Annotated in this window: 13 protein-coding genes; 10 read left to right on the forward strand and 3 right to left on the reverse strand. The window is 59.2% G+C overall.

Going from position 1 to position 19,490, the window contains the following annotated elements:
- Nucleotides 1-112 precede the first annotated feature (112 nt).
- Nucleotides 113-1,909 (reverse strand): arginine--tRNA ligase, encoded by a 1,797-nt coding sequence (gene argS / locus NW818_RS02470; RefSeq protein ID WP_414423746.1) that lies wholly within the window; start codon nt 1,907-1,909, stop codon nt 113-115.
- A 320-nt stretch (nt 1,910-2,229) separates the two neighbouring features.
- Here argS and NW818_RS02475 point away from each other — a divergent pair, with 320 nt between their 5' ends.
- The 3 genes from NW818_RS02475 (at nt 2,230) to NW818_RS02485 (ending at nt 5,849) form a co-directional block, all read left to right on the forward strand.
- The gene (locus NW818_RS02475; protein ID WP_414423747.1) at nt 2,230-3,312 is read left to right on the forward strand and encodes an ABC transporter substrate-binding protein; all 1,083 of its coding nucleotides are present in this window, start codon (nt 2,230-2,232) and stop codon (nt 3,310-3,312) included.
- A gap of 421 nt (nt 3,313-3,733) precedes the next feature.
- Nucleotides 3,734-4,558: an electron transfer flavoprotein subunit beta/FixA family protein gene (locus NW818_RS02480; RefSeq protein WP_414342635.1), complete on the forward strand. Its 825-nt coding sequence runs from the start codon at nt 3,734-3,736 to the stop codon at nt 4,556-4,558.
- 172 nt (nt 4,559-4,730) lie between these two features.
- Nucleotides 4,731-5,849, forward strand: a complete 1,119-nt coding sequence (locus NW818_RS02485) for an electron transfer flavoprotein subunit alpha/FixB family protein (RefSeq protein WP_414423748.1) — start codon at nt 4,731-4,733, stop codon at nt 5,847-5,849.
- Between the two features lie 22 nt (nt 5,850-5,871).
- On the opposite strand, the gene NW818_RS02490 is transcribed toward NW818_RS02485, so the two are convergent.
- The gene (locus tag NW818_RS02490; RefSeq protein ID WP_011433534.1) at nt 5,872-6,156 is read right to left on the reverse strand and encodes a YggT family protein; all 285 of its coding nucleotides are present in this window, start codon (nt 6,154-6,156) and stop codon (nt 5,872-5,874) included.
- Between the two features lie 233 nt (nt 6,157-6,389).
- On the opposite strand from NW818_RS02490, the gene NW818_RS02495 reads away from it, so the two are divergent.
- From NW818_RS02495 to NW818_RS02520, 6 genes are all read left to right on the forward strand, one after another.
- Complete coding sequence (locus tag NW818_RS02495) at nt 6,390-7,532, forward strand: response regulator (RefSeq protein WP_414423749.1); 1,143 nt, start codon at nt 6,390-6,392, stop codon at nt 7,530-7,532.
- A 188-nt stretch (nt 7,533-7,720) separates the two neighbouring features.
- Nucleotides 7,721-8,098: a response regulator gene (locus tag NW818_RS02500; protein WP_414328794.1), complete on the forward strand. Its 378-nt coding sequence runs from the start codon at nt 7,721-7,723 to the stop codon at nt 8,096-8,098.
- Complete coding sequence (locus NW818_RS02505; protein ID WP_011433531.1) at nt 8,095-8,460, forward strand: response regulator transcription factor; 366 nt, start codon at nt 8,095-8,097, stop codon at nt 8,458-8,460. Before NW818_RS02500 ends, NW818_RS02505 begins: the two co-directional genes overlap by 4 nt.
- A 115-nt stretch (nt 8,461-8,575) precedes the next feature.
- Nucleotides 8,576-9,094, forward strand: coding sequence for a CheW domain-containing protein (locus tag NW818_RS02510; RefSeq protein ID WP_414423750.1), 519 nt, complete (start codon nt 8,576-8,578; stop codon nt 9,092-9,094).
- 291 nt (nt 9,095-9,385) lie between these two features.
- The gene (locus tag NW818_RS02515; protein ID WP_414423751.1) at nt 9,386-11,878 is read left to right on the forward strand and encodes a methyl-accepting chemotaxis protein; all 2,493 of its coding nucleotides are present in this window, start codon (nt 9,386-9,388) and stop codon (nt 11,876-11,878) included.
- A gap of 191 nt (nt 11,879-12,069) precedes the next feature.
- Nucleotides 12,070-17,547 carry a response regulator gene (locus tag NW818_RS02520; protein WP_414423752.1) on the forward strand — a complete coding sequence of 1,826 codons (5,478 nt, stop codon included), beginning with the start codon at nt 12,070-12,072 and terminating at the stop codon, nt 17,545-17,547.
- A gap of 72 nt (nt 17,548-17,619) precedes the next feature.
- On the opposite strand, the gene upp is transcribed toward NW818_RS02520, so the two are convergent.
- The gene (gene upp, locus NW818_RS02525; protein ID WP_414423753.1) at nt 17,620-18,255 is read right to left on the reverse strand and encodes a uracil phosphoribosyltransferase; all 636 of its coding nucleotides are present in this window, start codon (nt 18,253-18,255) and stop codon (nt 17,620-17,622) included.
- Nucleotides 18,256-18,369: 114 nt separating this feature from the next.
- Here upp and NW818_RS02530 point away from each other — a divergent pair, with 114 nt between their 5' ends.
- Complete coding sequence (locus tag NW818_RS02530; RefSeq protein ID WP_414423754.1) at nt 18,370-19,476, forward strand: metallophosphoesterase family protein; 1,107 nt, start codon at nt 18,370-18,372, stop codon at nt 19,474-19,476.
- Nucleotides 19,477-19,490 lie beyond the last annotated feature (14 nt).

Genomic DNA, 19,490 nt, shown 5'->3' on the forward strand with positions numbered 1-19,490 from the left:
ATAAATGACTATGCGTTGTGGAACGGTTTATTGCAATTGACCTACTCGCGACCGCTATAGCTGGCTTCCGCCCAGAGCGTGAGCTGGGGGCCTTACGGCACTCCTTCGTAAATCACATAGACTCCGGCGCGCTCAGGCCGAGAATGCCGGTGAGGACGTTAAACAAAACCTGCTGCGTGGCCTGCACCAATTGGATGCGGGCTTGGGCCAAAAGGGGATCCTCTTTCAAGAGCGGCAAAATACGGCAGTTGTCGTAAAACTTGTTGAAATCGGCGGCGATGGCTTCTGCATAGCGGATGATCTTGTGGGGAGCGCGCTCTTCGGCAGCGGCGATCAGCTCATCCGGCAAGGCCAACAAGCGCAGCAGCAGGGCCCGCTCTTCTGGCTCTTTGTAGGGCAGTTTTTGTTGCTCCGTCAAAGGGACTTTGTTGGTCAGTTCAACCTTTTCTTCTTCCTGTAGCCGCCGCAGCAGAGTGCAACAGCGGGCATGGCTGTAGTGAACATACACGACCGGGTTATCGAAAGTTTGCTTGACGGCCAAATCCAAATCGAAGTTGATGGGGCTGTCCATGCTGCTGCTAAGCAAAAACCAGCGGGCTGCATCGACCCCCACGCCAATTTCTGGATCTTCGATCAGGTCATTGAGTGAGACAAAGTTGCCGGTGCGCTTGGACATGCGCACTTCGGTTTTCTCACCGGTTTGCGGGTCGGTTTTGAACAATTTGACAAATTGTCCAATCAAGATTTCCAGCTTGACATCTGGGCTGAAGGCACCCACCGCCGCCTTTAAGCGGCCGATATAGCCATGGTGATCCGAGCCAAGAATGTTGATCAGCCGGTGATATCCCCGCTGCACTTTATCCCGGTGGTAGGCAATATCGGCGGCTAGATAAGTGAACGAACCATCGGCCTTTTGCACCACCCGATCCTTGTCGTCGCCAAATTCTTGGGTTTTGAAATAGACGGCCTCTTCGGCCCCTGGCTTGGGATCCTCACCCCGCGGCGCTTTGGCTTTGTAGAGAAAGCCGCGCTCTTGCAGCTCCTGCAAAGCTTGCTGGATGGCGCTCAGGCCTGTCTGGGGATCGGGGGTGTGCAGGCGGCGCTCGCTAAACCAGTGATCAAACTCGGTGCGTAGTTGTTGCAGGGTCTGCTTTTGCCAGGCCAGCATTTCCCCATAGGCAAAATCGGTGTACTCCTCTAGGGTGGTGGGCAGAGGGCGGATCCCGGCCTTGACCTGACCCAACAGCCGCCGGGCAATATCGACCAAGTAACTGCCATGGTAGGCATCTTCGGGCAGAGCCACCTCTTCCCCCTGCAGTTGCCGCACCCGCACCTCCAGAGACTGGCCCAAGAGCCGCATCTGGTTGCCGGCATCGTTGATGTAAAACTCCCGCTCCACCTGGTGGCCCGTCCAGTGCAGCAAGTTGGCCAACGTAGAGCCAACGGCAGCCCAGCGCCCATGGCCGACGTGCAAAGGCCCCGTCGGGTTGGCGGAGACAAACTCCAGCAGAATGCGCTCGGGATGGGGGGTGGCTGTTTTGCCGAAGTGTTCTCCCAGATGCAGCAGCTCCTGCAGGCGCTCGGCCAAAAAGGGATCCCCCAGCCGGAAGTTGAGATACCCTCCTCCCGCCACCTGAGTTTCGATGTCCGGCAGATCCAAGTGTTTTTGCAGGGTTTGGGCGATCTGGGCCGGTGCTAGGCGGCAGAGCTTGGCCATGCCCAGGGGGGTGGGACAGGCGTAATCGCCGTAGCGAGGGTCGCTGGGGATCTGGATCACGGGGGCAATCGCTGTGGCTTGCTGGGGGGCCAGGGATCCCAGTTGCCCCGCCTCTGAGGCCCGTCGAATGCTCTCGGCTACGGCGGCGGTGAGAAACCGAATCAGCGAGGTGGATACGGGTTGAGTGGCCATGGCTGTTCGTGTCGGCAGACGTCGAGAGAGGTTCCAGGGATGCCTGGGGCAGTAAAAGCATCATCATATCGACAGCCAACCGGCTCTGACAAAATCTGACAAAAGAATAGATGCTCCTCCAGCCAAACTTTGCTTTTGCTCGCCTGCTTTGCGAAGATGGCTCTGACAAATTGACGGGACAGAGCTTTAGGCCAAGCTTTTGGGTACAAAGTATCACCGAATACAAAAGTTTAACTCTGCTTTGCTAAGTTGTTTGGCGGTAATGCTCGCCTTCCCGCTTGCGGATTTCTGCTGAGACAGCTGCTGTGGAGTTTACTAGTATGTCCATCCCGAAATCGTCGCGTCGTCAATTCCTTCAATCTGCTGCTGCGGCTGCCTCTTGGGTTGCCGTTGGAGGGCTAAAGGCGAGGGCTCAGAGCCGCGGGCCGCTTCTGGTTTCCCAGGGACTGACGCCCCTGAAGTTTACCCTCTCTTGGTTGCCCTCTTCGATGGATACCCCCCTTGTAACGGCGATCTTGAAGGGCTACTTCGCCGAAGAGGGGCTGGAGGTCACCTACGAGCGCGGCTATGGCTCCGCCGATTCCATCACCAAGATTGCCGCTGGCCAGTACGACCTGGGGGAAGGGGATCCCTACTCCATGATCGAGTTCAATGCCAAAAATCCGGACGTGCCCTTGGTAGCGATCTATGTCCACTTCAATCGCTCTCCCTTTGGCATCTACACCTTGAAAGATAAGGGCATTGGGGAGCCGGCCCAACTGGCGGGCAAGAAGCTAGGAGCACCGGCAGGGGATGCGCCGCGTCGGCTCTGGCCGGTCTTTGCCAAGCAAGTCGGCATCGATCCGGGCTCGGTGGAGTGGGTAACTATGGAGCCGCAGTTGCGCGAACCTTTCCTCATCCAAGGTCGGGTGGATGCCATCAGCGGCTTTATGACCTCAGCCATGCCCAATCTGGTGCGGGGCGGCGTCAGCTTGGAGGACATCACGGCTTTCCTTTACAACGACTATGGCCTTGAGCTGTACGGCAATGCGCTCATCACTCGTGTGCAATTGCTGCAGGAAAAACCGGAGCAGCTCAAAGCTTTTTTGCGGGCGTATGTTAAGGGTTGGCAAGACACTATTCGTGATACCGATGGCAATATGTTGGCCCTTCTGGACAAAGCCAAGGCCGACGGACAAGTGCTGGATACGGCAATTGAGAAATTGCGCCTTACCCTGGCAATGCCGCGCCTGTTTGTTACCGATGAGGTGCGAGAAATTGGCTTGGGGGATGTGGTGCCCGCGCGTATGGAAACCTCAATTGCTCAGGTGGTGGATGGCTTTGGCTTGTCTAGCAAGCCCCCTTTGAAGAAAGTGTTTGACAACAGCCTGCTTCCCCCAAAATCCGAGCGGATGATCGGCTGATCTGGATGATCCGGTACCAACTTTGAGGCCTCTGTCTGTTGACTTTTGCAGACAGCTAGCCCTTCCTGCCAGCTGGTCAACTTTTCTCGATGACCGGTGAGAGACGTAGCTCAAAGGCCTACGGCCCGCTGTCGCGATTGGCTCTGTCATCCAAGCGAGATATTCCCAAAGCTTGTCCTGTTCACAGGAGGGAGCCCAAATTTCTCTTGAGGGGAGAACCGCAAGCGACCCAGAGCAGTGAGGAAATATCTCAAACTTTGTTTAAGGTTACTTAAACTTGGGAAACCAATGTGCTGGGAAAGGCAGCTTATGAGGGCTTAATGCCGGGGTGGCTTTTCCGATCCCGAAAAAAAGCTGAATAAGTTTGTGGTGCTCAGGGATCCCTTTTAACCTGGAGGGGATCACTAGGGAGTTTAGGCCCTTGGAAACTTTTGTTCTGATTAAGCAAGTTCCCGATCAAAACGCCAAGGCCGGCATCAACAGTGACGGCACGATCGATCGCGCCAAGGCCAAGCGGATGTTAAACCCTTTTGATCGCTATGCACTGGAAGCAGCTCTGCAAACCAAACGGCAACACGGGGCGAGAGTAACGGCAATTACAATGGGGCCACCCCCGGCCATTGAGGTGCTCTACGAGGCCATTGCCCACGGGGTGGATCGGGGTATTTTGATGACCGACCGCCGCTTGGCCGCTTCCGATACCCTAGCCACTGCCTATACTCTGGCCCAGACGGTTCGCTATGCTGGCCGGCCCGATGTGATCTTCTGCGGGCTCCAGACCACCGACGGCGATACGGCCCAGGTGGGGCCGCAGTTGGCGGAGCGGTTGGGGATCCCTCAGGTCACCTATTGCGAAGCCTTCGAGATTCGGGATGGGATCCTGGTGGCGCGGCGGGCCATTGAAGGGGGATCCCAAATCGTAATGGTGCCCCTGCCGGTTTTGATTACGGTGGCCAATTCCGCTCGGCGTTTGGCCTACCCCACTCTACGGGGTGTGCAGCGGGTGCAGCGGCTAATGCGGGATGAGGCGGCACGGGCCGAGGCGATCCAGATCCTCAACTTGGACGATGTGGGGGCAGACCCGGAGCGCTGCGGTCTCAAGGGATCCCCAACCATCGTGGCTGCCACCGAAAAAGTGGGGGAAATTGGCGGCAACTGTCAGGTCTTTCAGGGACAATCCGTCCCCCAACTGGTCAACCAACTGACCCAGGCCGTTGACCTCTCCCGCTACGCCGCAACCTCCTAGATCTTTACATCTTGCGCCCCACCGGCCCCCCATCGCCCCTCAATCATCACTGTCTGATCATCGACCCCAGGCCAGCTGGCTGCGGTGAAAAGTTGACCCAGAAGGACTCTGCTGACCTCGTCGCAACCCCAACCCGATTCAATCCCGATCTCAACCTAGGAGTCACAGTTTTATGGATCGCAAGCGGATAGTGGTCTTCGCCGAGCAGGTGAACGGGGAACTGCAGCCCATTGGCTTAGAGTTGTTGGGGGCCGGGCGGCGGCTGGCCGATAAGCTGGGAGCCACCTTGAGCGCTCTTGTGCTTGGATACAACATTGCCCACTTGCCCCCAATTCTGATCGGCCACGGGGCAGATCAAGTCTTCATCGCCGATCACCCCGAGTTGGCCGAATACCGCACCCTGCCCTACCGCCGGGTGATCACAGACTTGATCAAAAGCTGGCCCCAACCACCCCACACCATCCTGCTGGGATCCACCACCACCGGGCGAGATCTGGCCCCCCGCTTGGCCGCCCACCTGGAGACCGGCCTGACCGCTGACTGCACCGAGCTGGACATTGGCCCCTTCGAGTACACCAACAGCAAAGATCCCAGCAAGTCCGGCTTCTTCCCCGACTGCCTTTATGCCATCCGGCCCAGCTTTGGCGAATCTCTCAAGGCCCGCATCCTCGGCCCGTGGAAAAACCCGCAAATGGCCACGGTGCGCCCAGGGGTGATGGTGCCTCTGCCCTGGGATGGATCCCGCCAGGGGGAAGTGATCCCGGTGCCGGTCAACTTGGATCCCGGCGATCTGCGCCTGCAGATTGTGGAAACGGTGCGCAACCTGTCCCAGGCGGTGGATCTCACCCGCGCCAAGGTAATTGTTTCCGGCGGCTACGGGCTGGGATCCCCAGAGGGATTTGAGCTGTTGAGGGAGTTGGCCGCTTGTTTTCCCAACAGCGCTGTCGGCTCCTCCCGCAAGGCCGTGGATTCTGGGTGGATCCCCTATGCCCACCAGGTGGGCCAAACCGGCAAGACCGTCCGCCCCCAGCTCTACATCGCCTGCGGCATTTCTGGGGCCATTCAACATCGCGTGGGCATGGACAAATCCCAGACGATCATTGCCATCAACAAAGACAGCGCCGCTCCTATCTTCAAATTTGCCCACTACGGCATTGTCGGGGATCTCTACCAGGTGGTGCCGGAGCTGATCCGGCAACTGCGACAGAGACAGGAGGAGCTCCGAGAAGGCGCCGAGGGCCAGCCTTTCCAGAGCCTCGGCGAGCGGATCCCAATTTTGCAGAGTCGATGAGAGATGGTTGGCAAAAACGCTCTCAGTGCAGGGCCATTGTCAGCAGCCCCTGCTGCCCCAGCAACACCTCCCGCAACAGGGTAACCAGGCCCACCCAAACCACAGGGGCCATGTCCACACCTCCCAGAGGCGGGATCAGGCGACGGGTCGGGCGCAACAGAAACTCCGTCAGGCCGACCACCAACGAGTAGGGCAACCGAGAAGTATCCAGTTGCGGATACCACGACAGAAAGATGCGCAGCACAAACAGGAGGGTGTAGAGCGCCAACAGTGGGCCAAGCACCCAAGAGGTGAGAATTGGCAGCATAGGTTACTCAAAGAACAGGTTTACTGGTGGCAGTTCTCTCCATTCTGCTCTAATTGGGAGGGTCTGCTGGAGTCCAGAGATACCTCGGGGAATGCAGGCGCTCGGCCCAAGTCAAACCCCAACTTTTTTAAACTTTAACCCTCTTCCCGAAAATGGCCTTACCGGCGGGGCAGCAACGGTTAAAGACTAGCGTCATAATGGACGTATCTTGCTGGACTGCAGGCAGGGATCCCATGCAAGGAAAACTACAAGAGATCGATATCCGCAGCATCCTTCAGCTCATCGAGCTGGGCCAGCGCACCGGTGAGCTTTTTGTAGAGGCCAGCCCCTCTGTCTACTGGTTTGTCTTCTTCCTGAATGGGCGGATTATCTACGCCTCTGAAACGGAAGGGAACATTGCCCGCCTCAGAGACTATCTGCACCGCTTCAAGCTGGAAGCCGCCCTGGAGGAAATTCAAATTCCCCACAAAGCCGCGGTCAACGCCCCCGAATACAACCGCCTCTGGTCTTTGCTGGAAAGCCACAAGCTCAACCCCAACCAGGGCAAGCAAATCCTGCTGGGCATGGTGCGGGAAGTCCTCTTCGACCTGCTTAGCCTCCACCACGGCTCCTTCATTTTCGAGGCTGGATCCCCCCTGGCCCCCCAATTGACCACCTTCCCCGTTACCCCCCTGCTCACCGAGATCGTAGCCCAAGTGCAGGAGTGGAAAAAGCTGCACCCCTACATCCAAGCTCCCAACCAAGCTCCCACCATCGTCAACCCCCTGCCGCTCCAGCAAAACCTGCCCGCCCCCGTCTTCAAAGCCCTGAGCGAGTGGTCAGACGGCAAAACCAGCATTCGCCAGATGGGTCGCTACCTGGGTCGAGACACCCTGGCGGTGGCCAAGGCCATCTATCCCTACGTCCGCCAAGGGGCCATTCAACTGTCCGAGCCCGTCTTGATCGCGGAGCCCAAGCCCAGCCGTCCCCTCAAACCCAGCGATAAGCCCAGCCACATCCTTTGCATCGACGACTCCATGGCCATCCAAAAAACCGTAGAGTTCATCCTGCAAAACGAGGGCTACCAGGTCACCACCATCGGCAATCCTCTCAAAGCCTTGGGACAGGTGTTTCTCCTCAACCCAGATATGATCCTCTGTGATGTGGCCATGCCCAAGTTGGATGGGTATGAGCTGTGCGCCATGTTGCGCAAATCCAGCCAGTTCCGCGAAACCCCCATGATTATGCTGACCGGCAAGGATGGTTTTACCGACCGGATTAAGGCCCGCATGGCCGGAGCGAACGAATTTTTGAGCAAACCCTTTGCGGAAAAGGAGTTGTTGACCATTGTCGAATCCTACGTGGGCCCTCCCCCCAAACGGGGCGGTGGCGAATAGGCGTTGGGGTAGCCAAAATGTTGGCACAGAGGACTGTGGGCGGGGTACTGGACAGAAGAGTGGCCTCACCGAAACAATAGGGGTAGCATGGCCGACTTGGAGCCATGGAGCCGGGTGAGGTTAGAAGGCGAAATCTCAGTCAAAGCAGCCCGACGGTTGCGCGGGAGTGCAAAAGGAGCAAGACGGCGATGAGCAAAGTGCTGGTGGTGGATGACAACCGTACCTACCTGGAGACCATTTCCAGCTTGCTTTCCGAGAACGGTTTGGAAGTCTCCACAGCAACAGACGGCGTAGAGGCAATGGAGTGCATTCGCCAGCAGAAGCCTGATGTGGTGGTGCTGGATATTGTCATGCCGCGCATGAACGGCTACGAGGTATGCCGGGAAGTGAAGGGGGATGAAAGTACCAAACACATTCGCATCGTCATGTGTTCCACCAAAGACCAGACCTTTGATATCGAGTGGGCCAGGCGCAACCAGGCGGATGCCTATGTAACCAAGCCCTTTAAGCCCCAAGAGCTCCTGGCGACCATCAAACATCAATTGCGGGAGATGAATCGGAAATGAGTCGCGTTTTGGTGGTGGAAGATAGCCAATCCCAGCGGGAGATGATCAGCAAGCTGCTGCAGGAAAACGGCTTCGAGGTGATGACTGTGGAAGACGGGGTGGAGGCCGTAGAGGCGGTGAAGCAAAACAAACCCGACCTGATCGTGCTGGACATCGTCATGCCGCGCATGAACGGCTATGAGGTGTGCCGTCTTCTCAAGGCCGACCCTCTCACCCAAAAAACGCCCATCGTCATGTGTTCTTCCAAGGGCGAAGAATTTGACCGCTACTGGGGGATCCGCCAGGGAGCGGATGCCTACATTGCTAAGCCTTTCCAGCCCCAGGAACTGGTGGGTACGATTAAGCAATTACTGAGAGGCTGAGAGCTGCCCCTTCTGCTTCCACGCCTTTCGGTAGGTCCTGAGAACGACTCTGCGTTTTAAGCAGGGAGGGGGGCGGGATCAACAGTCCACAAGACTATCCATGCGGGGGAGCATCATGCTGGGGGATCTGGATTTATTGATGGGGGATGAGACCCAAGAGTTGCGGGAGATGAAGGCTCCCGAAGGTGAGCTATTCCTAAAGTTCAAGATTGCCACCGGGGAGGAATTTGCGCTGCCAGCGGTATCGGTTGTGGAGGTGATGAGCATTGGCCCAGAGAAAATCACCCCCATGCCCAATGTGGACCCAGTTTTGCTGGGCACGCTGAATTTGCGGGGCGAGATCATCTGGGTTGCAGACCTGGGGCAATTTTTGGGGATCAGCCCGCCCCTGAACATCGACCGAGCCGAGATTCCTGTGGTGGCCGTGATGGATCAACAGGATTTGCTCATGGGCTTGGCTGTGGATTTAATTGTAGGCATGGAGTGGCTGAAGACTGAATTGGTGCGGCCTGCCCTCACGGCTCCTGAGTCCATGGCTCCTTTTTTGCGAGGGGAATGGGTGGTGCCCGGAACGGGATCGCGCTTGCCATTGCTGGATCAGTCGGCCATCCTGCGATCCAATCGTTGGGGTTGACAGACGGCCCCCTGGGAGCTCAGCGGGAGGAAAGTGTATAGTTCCTATCAAAGATCCAAGCTAACTCCAGCCACAATGGGGAAAGTTGGACCAAATCTATCCCCTACCGATGCGTGTCGAGGCTGTTGAGGGTAAGCCCTGAGACGGCGGCAGAAAGGCCCACTCTTGCTTGACTGAATGTGGAAAAGGGGGGATAGCCTGCATCCATGGGGTTTTGAGGTGTTGGGGGCGTTCCGTTTGCATCTGTGTTGACGCGTGAACAGAGGTAGGCAAGCAGTGAAGGGAGGATCCATGGTTCCGAGCGCGAACAGTCAGAGAGACTACACCGATGCGATGGCCGCCTTTTGGCAGGGAGACTACGTCCGGGCGGTGCGGTTGTTCAACCAAGTGGCCGCTGCTGAACCGCAAGATACTGCTGTCAAGCTGCTGCTGGCTTTGGCACAAAAACAAGCTGGGCAGTTGTTGGAAGCTCGCCAAACCTACAACACCATTTTACAAACAGCCAGTGATCCCGATGAGCTGGAGTCGGCCCGGAAGGGTCTAGAAGAGCTGTTGCAAATGGCGCCGGAGCTGGCGGATCTTCCCGATTCCCCAGAAGCGGACGAGTTTCGCTCTCCAGATGAGTTTGCACCTGGGTCGGATGCCTTTTCGGAAGAGGCTTTCTCTGCTCCCGATCCCTTCTTGCAGTTCGAGGAGATGGGGGAAGAGGAGGCGGATCCCTTTGCTCAGAATCCCTTTCCACTGGAGGCAGACAGCCTTGGCAGCGATTTCATGGGGGAAGAGAGATTCAGGGATCCCTTGGAGACCGGGCTGCAAATGCCGGAGGCTGATCCGCTGGGTTTATCTCACCCGATGCCGACCCATTCTCGGGTAACACCACCGGCCACCTCGCGACGGGTAGGCTCGGAAGAGGGCGGGCCTCAAACCGATCCGGTGGTCGAAGATGACTTTGCCTTCCTCAACGAGTTCGATCGAGAGCATCTGGAAGCCCTAGAAGGCGACTCCGACTCCATTACGCAGTTGGCCGGCGATGCCGATTTTCCCGATGAGATGGGCTTCTCCCTGCCCGGTCTTGAGGAAGAGGAAGGGGGATCCCTGGAAGAAAGCCTGCCGACCGAATTGGCTGCCCCCATGAGTGAGCCGATCCCTGCCCCCGATGAAGATACTGCCAGTCCCGGCTCTGCCCTCTTCGAGCTTGACGAGCTAGACAGCCTGGATCGCGAACTTGCCGGCATGGATGGCGGTGAGCCGGTGGGTGCCTTCCGCCCAGATGAGGGGGCGATTGGGGGGATGAGCCCAATGGCGGAGACCGGCAGCGGAGCGGCCCAAGTTCTGCTGCCCACGGCCTCCCTCCCTATTCCCAGTGTAGGTGAACAAGGGGCAAGAACCTCTGCTGGGATCGCCAACCGACCGATTGGGGATCGGCAATTGGCCATAGCGCTTATCCAAGGAGCTGTGAGTTTGGCTGCCGGCTTGGCGATTGGCCTTGGGATCCCGGCCAATGGGGGAGCTCGCTTGATTGCCGGGGTGATTGGAGGCGGGCTGATCGGCACAGGAGCAGGGGTTATCCTCGGGGCCAGCAGTGCCAAACAAATTCGCTCCACCGCCCAAGAGCTGGCCGGCCACTTTGCCGCCTTGGCCCAGGGGAATTATTCAGTACGAGCCACAGCCAACACCCACGATGAGCTGGGGCGCTTGGCCGACAGCTTTAACCAGATGGCGGCTGCCCTTGAAGCCAACTTCACCGAACTGAGCCAGCGGGCTGCCGAGCAAGGGCAAGCTAAGGAAGACCTACAGCGCCAGGTGATTCGCCTGCTGGACGACGTGGAAGGAGCTGCCCGTGGAGACCTGACCGTGCGGGCAGAGGTGACTGCCGACGTGCTGGGGGCTGTGGCCGACTCCTTTAACCTGACCATTCGCAGTCTGCGAGACATTGTCAGCCAGGTGAAGCGGGCCGCCGCCGCCGTGAACGATGCCGCCTTGCAGAACGAGGACTTTGCCCGCAGCCTCTCTGCCGACGCCTTGCGCCAGGCGGAGGAGATTTCCAACTCCCTCAACTCCATTCAGGAGATGACGGACTCCATTCAAGAGGTGGCCAGCAACGCCCGCGAAGCGGCCAACGTGACTGCCCAAGCCACAGAAGCAGCCGCTCGGGGTGGAGAAGCTGTGGATCGCACGGTAAGTGGCATCCTGGAAATTCGCGAAACCGTGGCAGAAACCACCCGCAAAGTGAAGCGATTGGCGGAATCCTCGCAGGAAATTTCCAAAATTGTGGCTTTGATCTCTCAAATTGCCTCGCGCACCAACCTGCTTGCCCTCAACGCCAGCATCGAGGCGGCACGAGCCGGGGAATCGGGACGGGGCTTTGCCATCGTGGCCGATGAGGTGCGACAACTGGCCGACCGAGCTGCCAAAGCCTCGAAGGAGATCGAGCAGATCGTGTTGCAGATTCAATCGGAAACCGGCAACGTGATGACGGCTATGGAAGAAGGCACCCAACTGGTGATCGAGGGGACGCGGCGGGCCGAGCAGGCCAAGAACAGCCTGGACGAGATTATCGAGGTCAGTCGCCGGATCGACGAGTTGGTGCGGGCGATCTTTCAGGCCACCGTGCAACAAACGGAAACCTCTCGCTCTGTGGCGCAGGTGATGCAATCGGTGGAGTTGACCGCCAACGAGACCTCTAAGGAGGCGCAGAAGGTGGCAGCTTCGCTCCAACAGTTGGTGAGCATCGCCCGCGAGTTGCAAACTTCTGTCGGTCGCTTCCGGGTTGGGGATGAATGAGCAAATCTGCTGTTTTGAGGGCATTCTAGGGACAAGGATCCCCATGCAGGAGACGTTATCGATCCTTAGCAAATGCCACTGGGATCCCCCTGTTCCGACTTTTGGCCGGACTCTTCGCTCAGGCGAGCCTCAATCTGTCCGGTCTGCTATTACTGATGCATACCTGTGGGCTGTAGGAAGGGCCTCTTGCCATGAATGAAGAAGCACAAAAGCGGATCCTCAGTTATTTCATCGAAGAAGCCCGCGACCACTTGGCAACGATTGAACAAGTGCTCCTCAGCTTGCGGGACAGCATGAGCGATCCCGAGCTGATCAACGAGCTGTTTCGAGCTGCTCACTCCATCAAGGGGGGAGCTGCCATGCTTGGCCTCACCAGCATCCAACGGACGGCCCACCGCATGGAAGATTTTTTCAACATCTTTCGCTCCCGTCCAGGCGGAGTGCCTGTCGATCAGCACCTGGAAACCCTGCTGCTGCGGGCCTTTGATGGGCTTTCGATGTTGTTGGAGGAGCTGCAGAGCCCCCGCGGCCTCACCCAAGAAGTCAGCAACACCACCCTGGCGGAACTGGAGCCGGTTTTTCAAGAGACCGAAAGGCACATTCAAAATCTTCTTGGCGAGGGCACTGTTCCCAGCCTTGCTCCAACTCCCGTCTCGTCGCCGGCGGTTCGCACCCTACAGCAGGACATGGCGGAGGTGGTGCCGCAGCAGTTGCGCCAGATGCTGGAGCTGTTTAAACAACGGGATCAGCCAGATGTCCGAGAGCGCTTGGCAGCGGCGAATGCCGTTCTCAAGGAGATCGGACAAGTTCATCATCTGGCGGGCTGGCAACAGTTGACGGAAACTTTCGAGCAAGCCCTGGGCAACCCCGATGTCGACCTGCGAACTTTGGCTTTGGTTGCCTTGCGGGATTTGAAGCAGGGACAGCAGCTCATCCTAGACGGCAAGGCCGAACAGGTTGCCCCTTCTTCAGAACTGCAACAATTGGCTCGCCCTGCCGCTCCCCCTGCCCCACCGGATCCTCTTGAGGTGGTGGTGCATCAGCAGATCCCGGCCCTGCTGCGCCAGATGCTGGAGCTGTTCAAACGTCCTGACGACCCGGCCACTCGACCGGCCCTGCAAGCTCTGGCCCAATCTTTGCAGGATTTGGGGCAATCTTCGGCTCTGGAACTGGGAGGCTGGACAGACTTGACCCGCTTGGTGGGCGAGATTTTGGCGGATCCCGGCCAGGATTTGCGGCAGTTGGCCCTGCCGGTGCTGCGAGATCTGAAGCAAGCCCACCAGGCTCTGGCCAATGGAGCGGCAAACACCATTCAGCCCTCGGCTGAGCTGCTGGCTTTCCGCCCTGTTCCGGCAGCCCCTGAAGAGCCAGAAGTCCCTGAGCCCTTCGAGCTTGGTCTTGCTTGGGGGTCTGAGGCAGAGCCGCTGTTCCCCCAACCCGAGGAGGGTGCCTCGGAGGATTGGGCTGCGGCTGCTGGGATCCCTGCGGAGGAAAGCGCTGCCCCCGATCTGAGCTGGGAAGCTGAGCCGGTGCCAGAGGCGGTAACCCTCGCCGAGACCTCTTTTGATGGAGATGAGCTCGGAGCCGACCGGTTGCCGGGGCAGGAGAGCGCAGAGGCAAGCGGAGATCTGGCGGCGGAACAGCTCTCATCCCTATGGGAAGTGGGCACTGCTGAGGACTCCGTCCCGCTGGCGGGAACAGATTCAGAGCACCGATCTGCTCCCGCGGAAGAGGGGGATCTGGATCTGAGTTGGCCAGGGATCCGAGCCGAAGCGGCTTGGGAGGAAGACTGGAGGACAGCTGCCGTGCCGGCAGAAAGCCCAGAAGAGGACGGGCAGGGAGCTGACTTGGCCTCTGTTGCGGACGACTTCGGTCGCGTTAGCGGAGCGGAGCTCTATGCCACTCCCTTGGATCTGGAGGAAGAAGCCACCTCAGCCTTTGACGAGCTGTTTGCCAACGCAGAAGCGCTATCCGATATCGAAGAGTTCCCAACGGAGCTGATCCCCTCCTCTCCTGAGCCCCTCTTGCAGACCTTTGAGGATCTGAGCCCAAGGTTGGATGAGGAGAGAGCTGAGGCCGATCTGGCGGAGCTGTTTGCCGAAGTGGTGGGTGAAGGGGCAGAGGGGTTTGTCTCTGCTGAGCCTGCCTGGGATGCTGAACAGGAGCCGACTGCCCAGAGCGTTGCTGCGGAAATGGGCGAGGGATCCGGCTTTGTCCCAGATGAAGCCGCAAGTGCCGGGGTAGAGGCCCTATTTGAGCTGGAGGAACTTCCCGTAGAGAGTGCTTTCCGGCAGGAAGGGTCTCAGCTTCCGGACTTGGAGGCCGTTCCCGCTGGTGAGCCGGAGGCCGATCCTTGGGCGGCTGAACCGTCCCCACCCCTTCAGGAAGCCCTTGAGGACGGGGAAATCGCAGCAGACCTTTGGGCTGAATTTCCCGCAGATATCCAGCCGGAGGATTTTTCCATCCCAGCAGATTATCTGGCAGAGTCGGGATCCGACGAGGTGGGATCCTCAGAGTTCGCCGACTCTGCTGCCTTTGATACTGCCGAAGACAGCCTGGAGAGCTTTTTTTCCACCCCTGCGGCAGAAGCCGATCCGGCTTGGTCGATGCCGGAAGCAAGTGAACCTTCCGTATTTTTGGATCCCTCTTTTGGCCCATCCCTGGACATCGCTGAGGCTGATGCTGCCGAAGCTGAGCAACTGGGGGATCTCTTTATCGGCGAACCCTTCCCCACGTCGCCCGACATGGCCAATGAGCCGAGGGAATCGCCAATTCCAGACTTCGGAGCCGAGCTGAGCCTAGGGGATCTCTTCGCCGGCGAGACCCTCGAGGAGGCGTCCGATGGGGACTCCATCCCCCTGACCCAATCAGCAGCTGGGGACACAGCAGAAGCCCAGGAGTGGGCGCTTCTGGAGGATCTGTTCCCGGTCCAGGAGGAGTCTTTCGCAGACCTGCAACCCACGGCTGAGGAGGCAGTCGCCCCTTCCCCCGAGCTCTCCTTCGACCGTCTCGATGCCCTATTCACCCAGGAATCCGACCCAGAAGAACTGAGCCTGGGGGCCAGGGGATCCCTCTCGGCCATGGATAGCGACAGCCAGGTGGATCTGGATGAGTTGAGCCAGTTCTTTGCGGAAGGGGAAGCGCCCCAAGAAGAACCCCCCTTGGATCTTGCCACCTTCCTGGAGGACACAGAAGCTTTGCAAGCGAGCAGCCTGGCGGAAGTGCCCGTGTCTGAGCCAGAGCCGCCGGTTGCCGCACTGGAGGAAGAAAATGCCCTCCAGCCTGCGGAGGACGATCTGGAAAGCCAGTTGGCCAGCCTGTTTGCAGAGGATGAATCCTTAGCCGTTCCTGTTGGCGAGGCCGAGACCCCAGAGGAAGAGGCGCTGGAAGCTGCTCCGGCTCCCCGTTTGGACGATTTGGCCGCCCTCTTCGACGCTGCCGAGCCGGCGGTAACCCCTGAGCTAGAAAAGGCTATCGCCCCCCTTGTGGGATCCCCTGCAGCCGCGAGCGGCGAGGCTGCTGACGACTTTGCAGCCCAGCTGGAATCGCTCCTGGGCGATCTCGAGGTTCCTGCCCAAGCACCTGCTGCGGCGCCAGCACCTTCGCCGCCAATTGCCGCTGCTGCTCCAGCAACCCCCACCCCAGCAGCAGCTGCCCCGGCGGCAACTGGGCCGACTTCACGGCGAACTGCTGCCCTCAGCAACCCTGTGATGCGGGTGGAGGTGCGCCACCTCGACTCCATCAACAACCTGGTGGGAGAGTTGGTGGTCATCCGCAACAGCATGGAGCAAAACCAAACCCGTCTGCGCCAGTTTCTGGATGGCCTGTTGGGCCGTGTGCAACAGCTAGGGGATCTGGGCCAGCGCATGCGGGATCAGTATGACCGCTCCTTGCTGGAATCGGCTTTGTTCTCCAGCCGCAGCAGCTCAGCCTATGGCGGCACGGTAACGGTGGGCTTCGGTCGAAATGGGGAGGGATCCAGCCGAGGAAGGCGGAGTCATTCCTCCGGCCAAGAGTTCGACAAGCTGGAGATGGATCAGTTTACGGCCTTCCACGCTCTGGCCCAGGAGATCATTGAGCTCATCGTGCGGGTGCGCGAGTCCTCCTCCGACATCGAGTTTGCCGTGGATGAGGCCGAGCAGATCACCCGCCAATTCCGGCAGGTAACCACCCAACTGCAAGAGGGCCTGAACCGGGCGCGCATGGTGCCCTTCTCGCAAGTTGCCGATCGGTTGCCCCGCGCCATTCGGGATCTCTCCATCAAAACGGGCAAGCAGGCCAGCCTGGTGGTGGAAGGCCGTGACACGCTCATCGACAAGGCCATCCTGGAGGAGCTCTATGACCCCATGACCCACTTGGTGAACAACGCCCTGGTACACGGGATCGAGACCCCTGAGGAGCGGCGGCGGGCGGGCAAGCCCCCTGAGGGCAAGATCACCGTCAAGGCCTTCTATCAGGGCAACCAAACCATCATCATCGTCTCGGACGACGGCGCCGGGATCCCGGTGGAGAAGGTCAAGGCCAAGGCCCAAAGGCTGGGGCTGCTGTCGGAGCAAGCCGACGAAGACGAAGTGTTCAACGTTCTCTTCCACCCCGGCTTCAGCGTTCGCGAGGCCAGCGAGGTGGACGATCTGGCCGGGCGGGGGGTTGGCTTGGATGTGGTGCGCCGCAACATCACCGATCTGCGCGGCAGTATCCAAGTGGATTCTGTGCGGGGCAAAGGAACCACCTTCACCATCCGCCTCCCCCTCACCCTGAGCATCTCCAAGGCCATGGTGTGTGTCAGCGACAAAGCCCTGATCGCCTTCCCCCTGGATGGCGTGGAGGAGATGCTGGATGTTCCTGCCGACGAAGTTCAGCCGGATGAGCAGGGGCGGCCCTCAATTCTCTGGCGGGATCAGCGCCTTCCCTTCCAGCCCCTCTCGAATCTGCTGGCCTACAGCCGCAGCCACAGCCGCAGCCGTTCTGAGGTGTACAGCATCACTCAGGATGAGGGCATCATTCCCATTGTCATCCTGCAAAGTGCCGGTCAGTATGTTGCTCTGCAGGTGGACAGCTTTGTGGAAGAGCAGGAAATCGTGATCAAGCAACTGCGCGGGCCTGTGCCCAAGCCGCCGGGCATTTCTGGGGCAACGGTGTTGGGGAACGGGCGGGTGCTGCCGATTGCCGACATCATCGAGCTGGTGGACATAGCCCACGGTCGCCGTCGGGATCTCAACCGCTTCTGGCTGGATCACCGGGATGAGGAGCCAACCCCAGAAGAGGTGCGCCAGACCACCGTGTTGATCGTGGACGACTCGATCACCGTTCGGGAGCTGCTCTCGATGTCTTTCCAGAAGGTGGGCTACCGGGTGGAACAGGCGCGGGATGGCCAGGATGCCTGGGAAAAGCTGCGCGGCGGCCTGCCCTGCGACCTCATCTTCTGCGACATCGAGATGCCGCGGATGGACGGCCTAGAACTGCTCACCCGCCTGCGGGAAGACAGCAACTTCAAGCATCTCCCGGTTGCCATGCTCACCTCGCGGGGGGCAGAACGGCACCGGCAAACAGCACGGGAGCTGGGAGCAACTGCCTACTTCACCAAGCCCTATCTGGAAGAGGAGCTGCTCAGCGCTGCTGCCCGCATGTTGAGGGGGGAACAGTTGTTGGCGCCCAACCCAACTTCCTAATTGCGACAGCGGTGCGGTTCCCGTTCAGTGTGGCGCAGCAACATAGGGTGCTGTAGGCATGGCACTCTCCCATCAGCGGGTGCCGAACAGGCGATCCCCTGCATCTCCTAGGCCGGGGAGGATGTAGCCGTGCTCGTCTAGGCCATCGTCTACAGCAGCGGTATAGATTGGCACATCTGGGTTCTGTTCGTGGAAATACCGGATCCCTTTTGGGGCGGCCACCAGGCAGATGAAGCGGATCGACTGGGGTCGGGTTTGGCGTAGGCGCGCTACAGCCGCTGCTGCCGAATGGCCGGTGGCCAACATTGGATCCACCACCAGCACCTCACGATCTTCGATATCGGTGGGCACCTTGAAGTAGTACTCGATGGGGATCAGGGTATGGGGATCCCGATATAGGCCGATATGCCCCACCCGTGCTGATGGGATCAGCTCCAGCATGCCGTCGAGGAGCCCTTGGCCGGCCCGCAGGATGGAGACAAGCACCAACTTTTTCTCTGCCGCCAACATCGGCGCCAACATTGGGGCCATCGGGGTTTGAATGGGCTGTAGCTTGAGGGGCAGATCGCGGGTCACCTCGTAGGCCATCAAGAGGCTGATCTCCCGCATCAGCGCTCGGAAGTCGGCGGTTGTAGTTTCAACACGGCGCATGAGGCTGAGCTTGTGCTGCACCAGAGGGTGATCGATGGTAATCACCTGGGCCACCATGCTGTGCTCCTGAGATAATCGGGATCCCGTGATGGATGCCAGAATAGCAGAAGCGCTTGTCCCCCCGGTGGGCCGAAGGCTCTATCTGCTTGCTGTTGTCAAGGGGAGTAATCCGTGCAGATCCGCTTTGCTGTGGTGAGCGATCCCCACGTCACCCTCCCTTCCACCCTTTGGGATCACCCCAGCCGATTTCACCTGGTAGAGGTGAGCATCCCGGCTCTGGAACAGGTTTTGCAGCATCTGGTGCAGTTGCCTTTGGATTTTCTGCTGTTGCCGGGGGATCTGACCCAGCATGGGGAGCCGGAAAACCATGCATGGCTGGCAGAGCGGCTGGCTCGACTACCCTTTCCGGCTTTTGTGGTGCCCGGCAACCACGATGTGCCCCAGCCCGAGGCCAGCGGGCGCTCTATTGGTTTGGCGGATTTTCCCCGCTACTACCGAGCTTTTGGCTACGAGGATGGGCAGTCTTTGGATTACAGCCGGGTTCTGCGGCCAGGGATCCGTTTGATCGGCCTCAATTCCAACCATTTTGATGCTCAGGGTCAATTGGTGGGGTGTCTAACCCCAGAACAACTGACCTGGCTGGAGAAAGAATTGGCGGCAGCCGAGGAAGAGCTGGTGCTGCTGATGGTGCACCATAATGTGGTCGAGCATCTGCGCGGCCAGTCTCTCCATCCCTGGGGGCGTCGCTACATGCTGGAGAATGCCTCTCAGTTGCGGCGGCTGCTGCAAGCTTATGGGGTGCAACTGGTGTTCACCGGACATCTGCATATCCAGCACATCGCCCGACGAGGGGGGGTTTACGACATTACCACCGGCTCTTTGGTCAGCTTTCCCCACCCCTACCGCCTTGTCGAGATCCGGTCGGATCGAGAGACCGGAATCCAAGTCCATATCCAGAGCTACCGGGTGGGAGCCCTGCCGGATTGGCCCGATTTGCAGGCGTTCTCGCGAGAATGGATGGCCCAGCGCAGTGAACCAGCGGTGGTTAAGTTTTTAACTTCTGCGCCGCTGAATCTGCCTCTGGAACAAGCACAAGCCTTGGCCCCACGATTGCGCTACTTTTGGGCAGCGGTGGCTGCCGGGGATCCAGACCTCACTTTCCCAGACTTTCCCCAGCCAGCAGGCCGATTTCTGGAGCGTTTCAGCCGTTGCTTTCGCTGCCCGCCTGATAACCAGGCCCAGCTTCAGTTCGCTTCCAATTTCTTTTCCAATTTCTAGGGATCCCCCCGAAG

The sequence above is a fragment of the Synechococcus sp. R6-5 genome (assembly GCF_047461775.1).
In the GTDB taxonomy this organism is placed as follows: Bacteria; Cyanobacteriota; Cyanobacteriia; order Thermostichales; family Thermostichaceae; genus Thermostichus.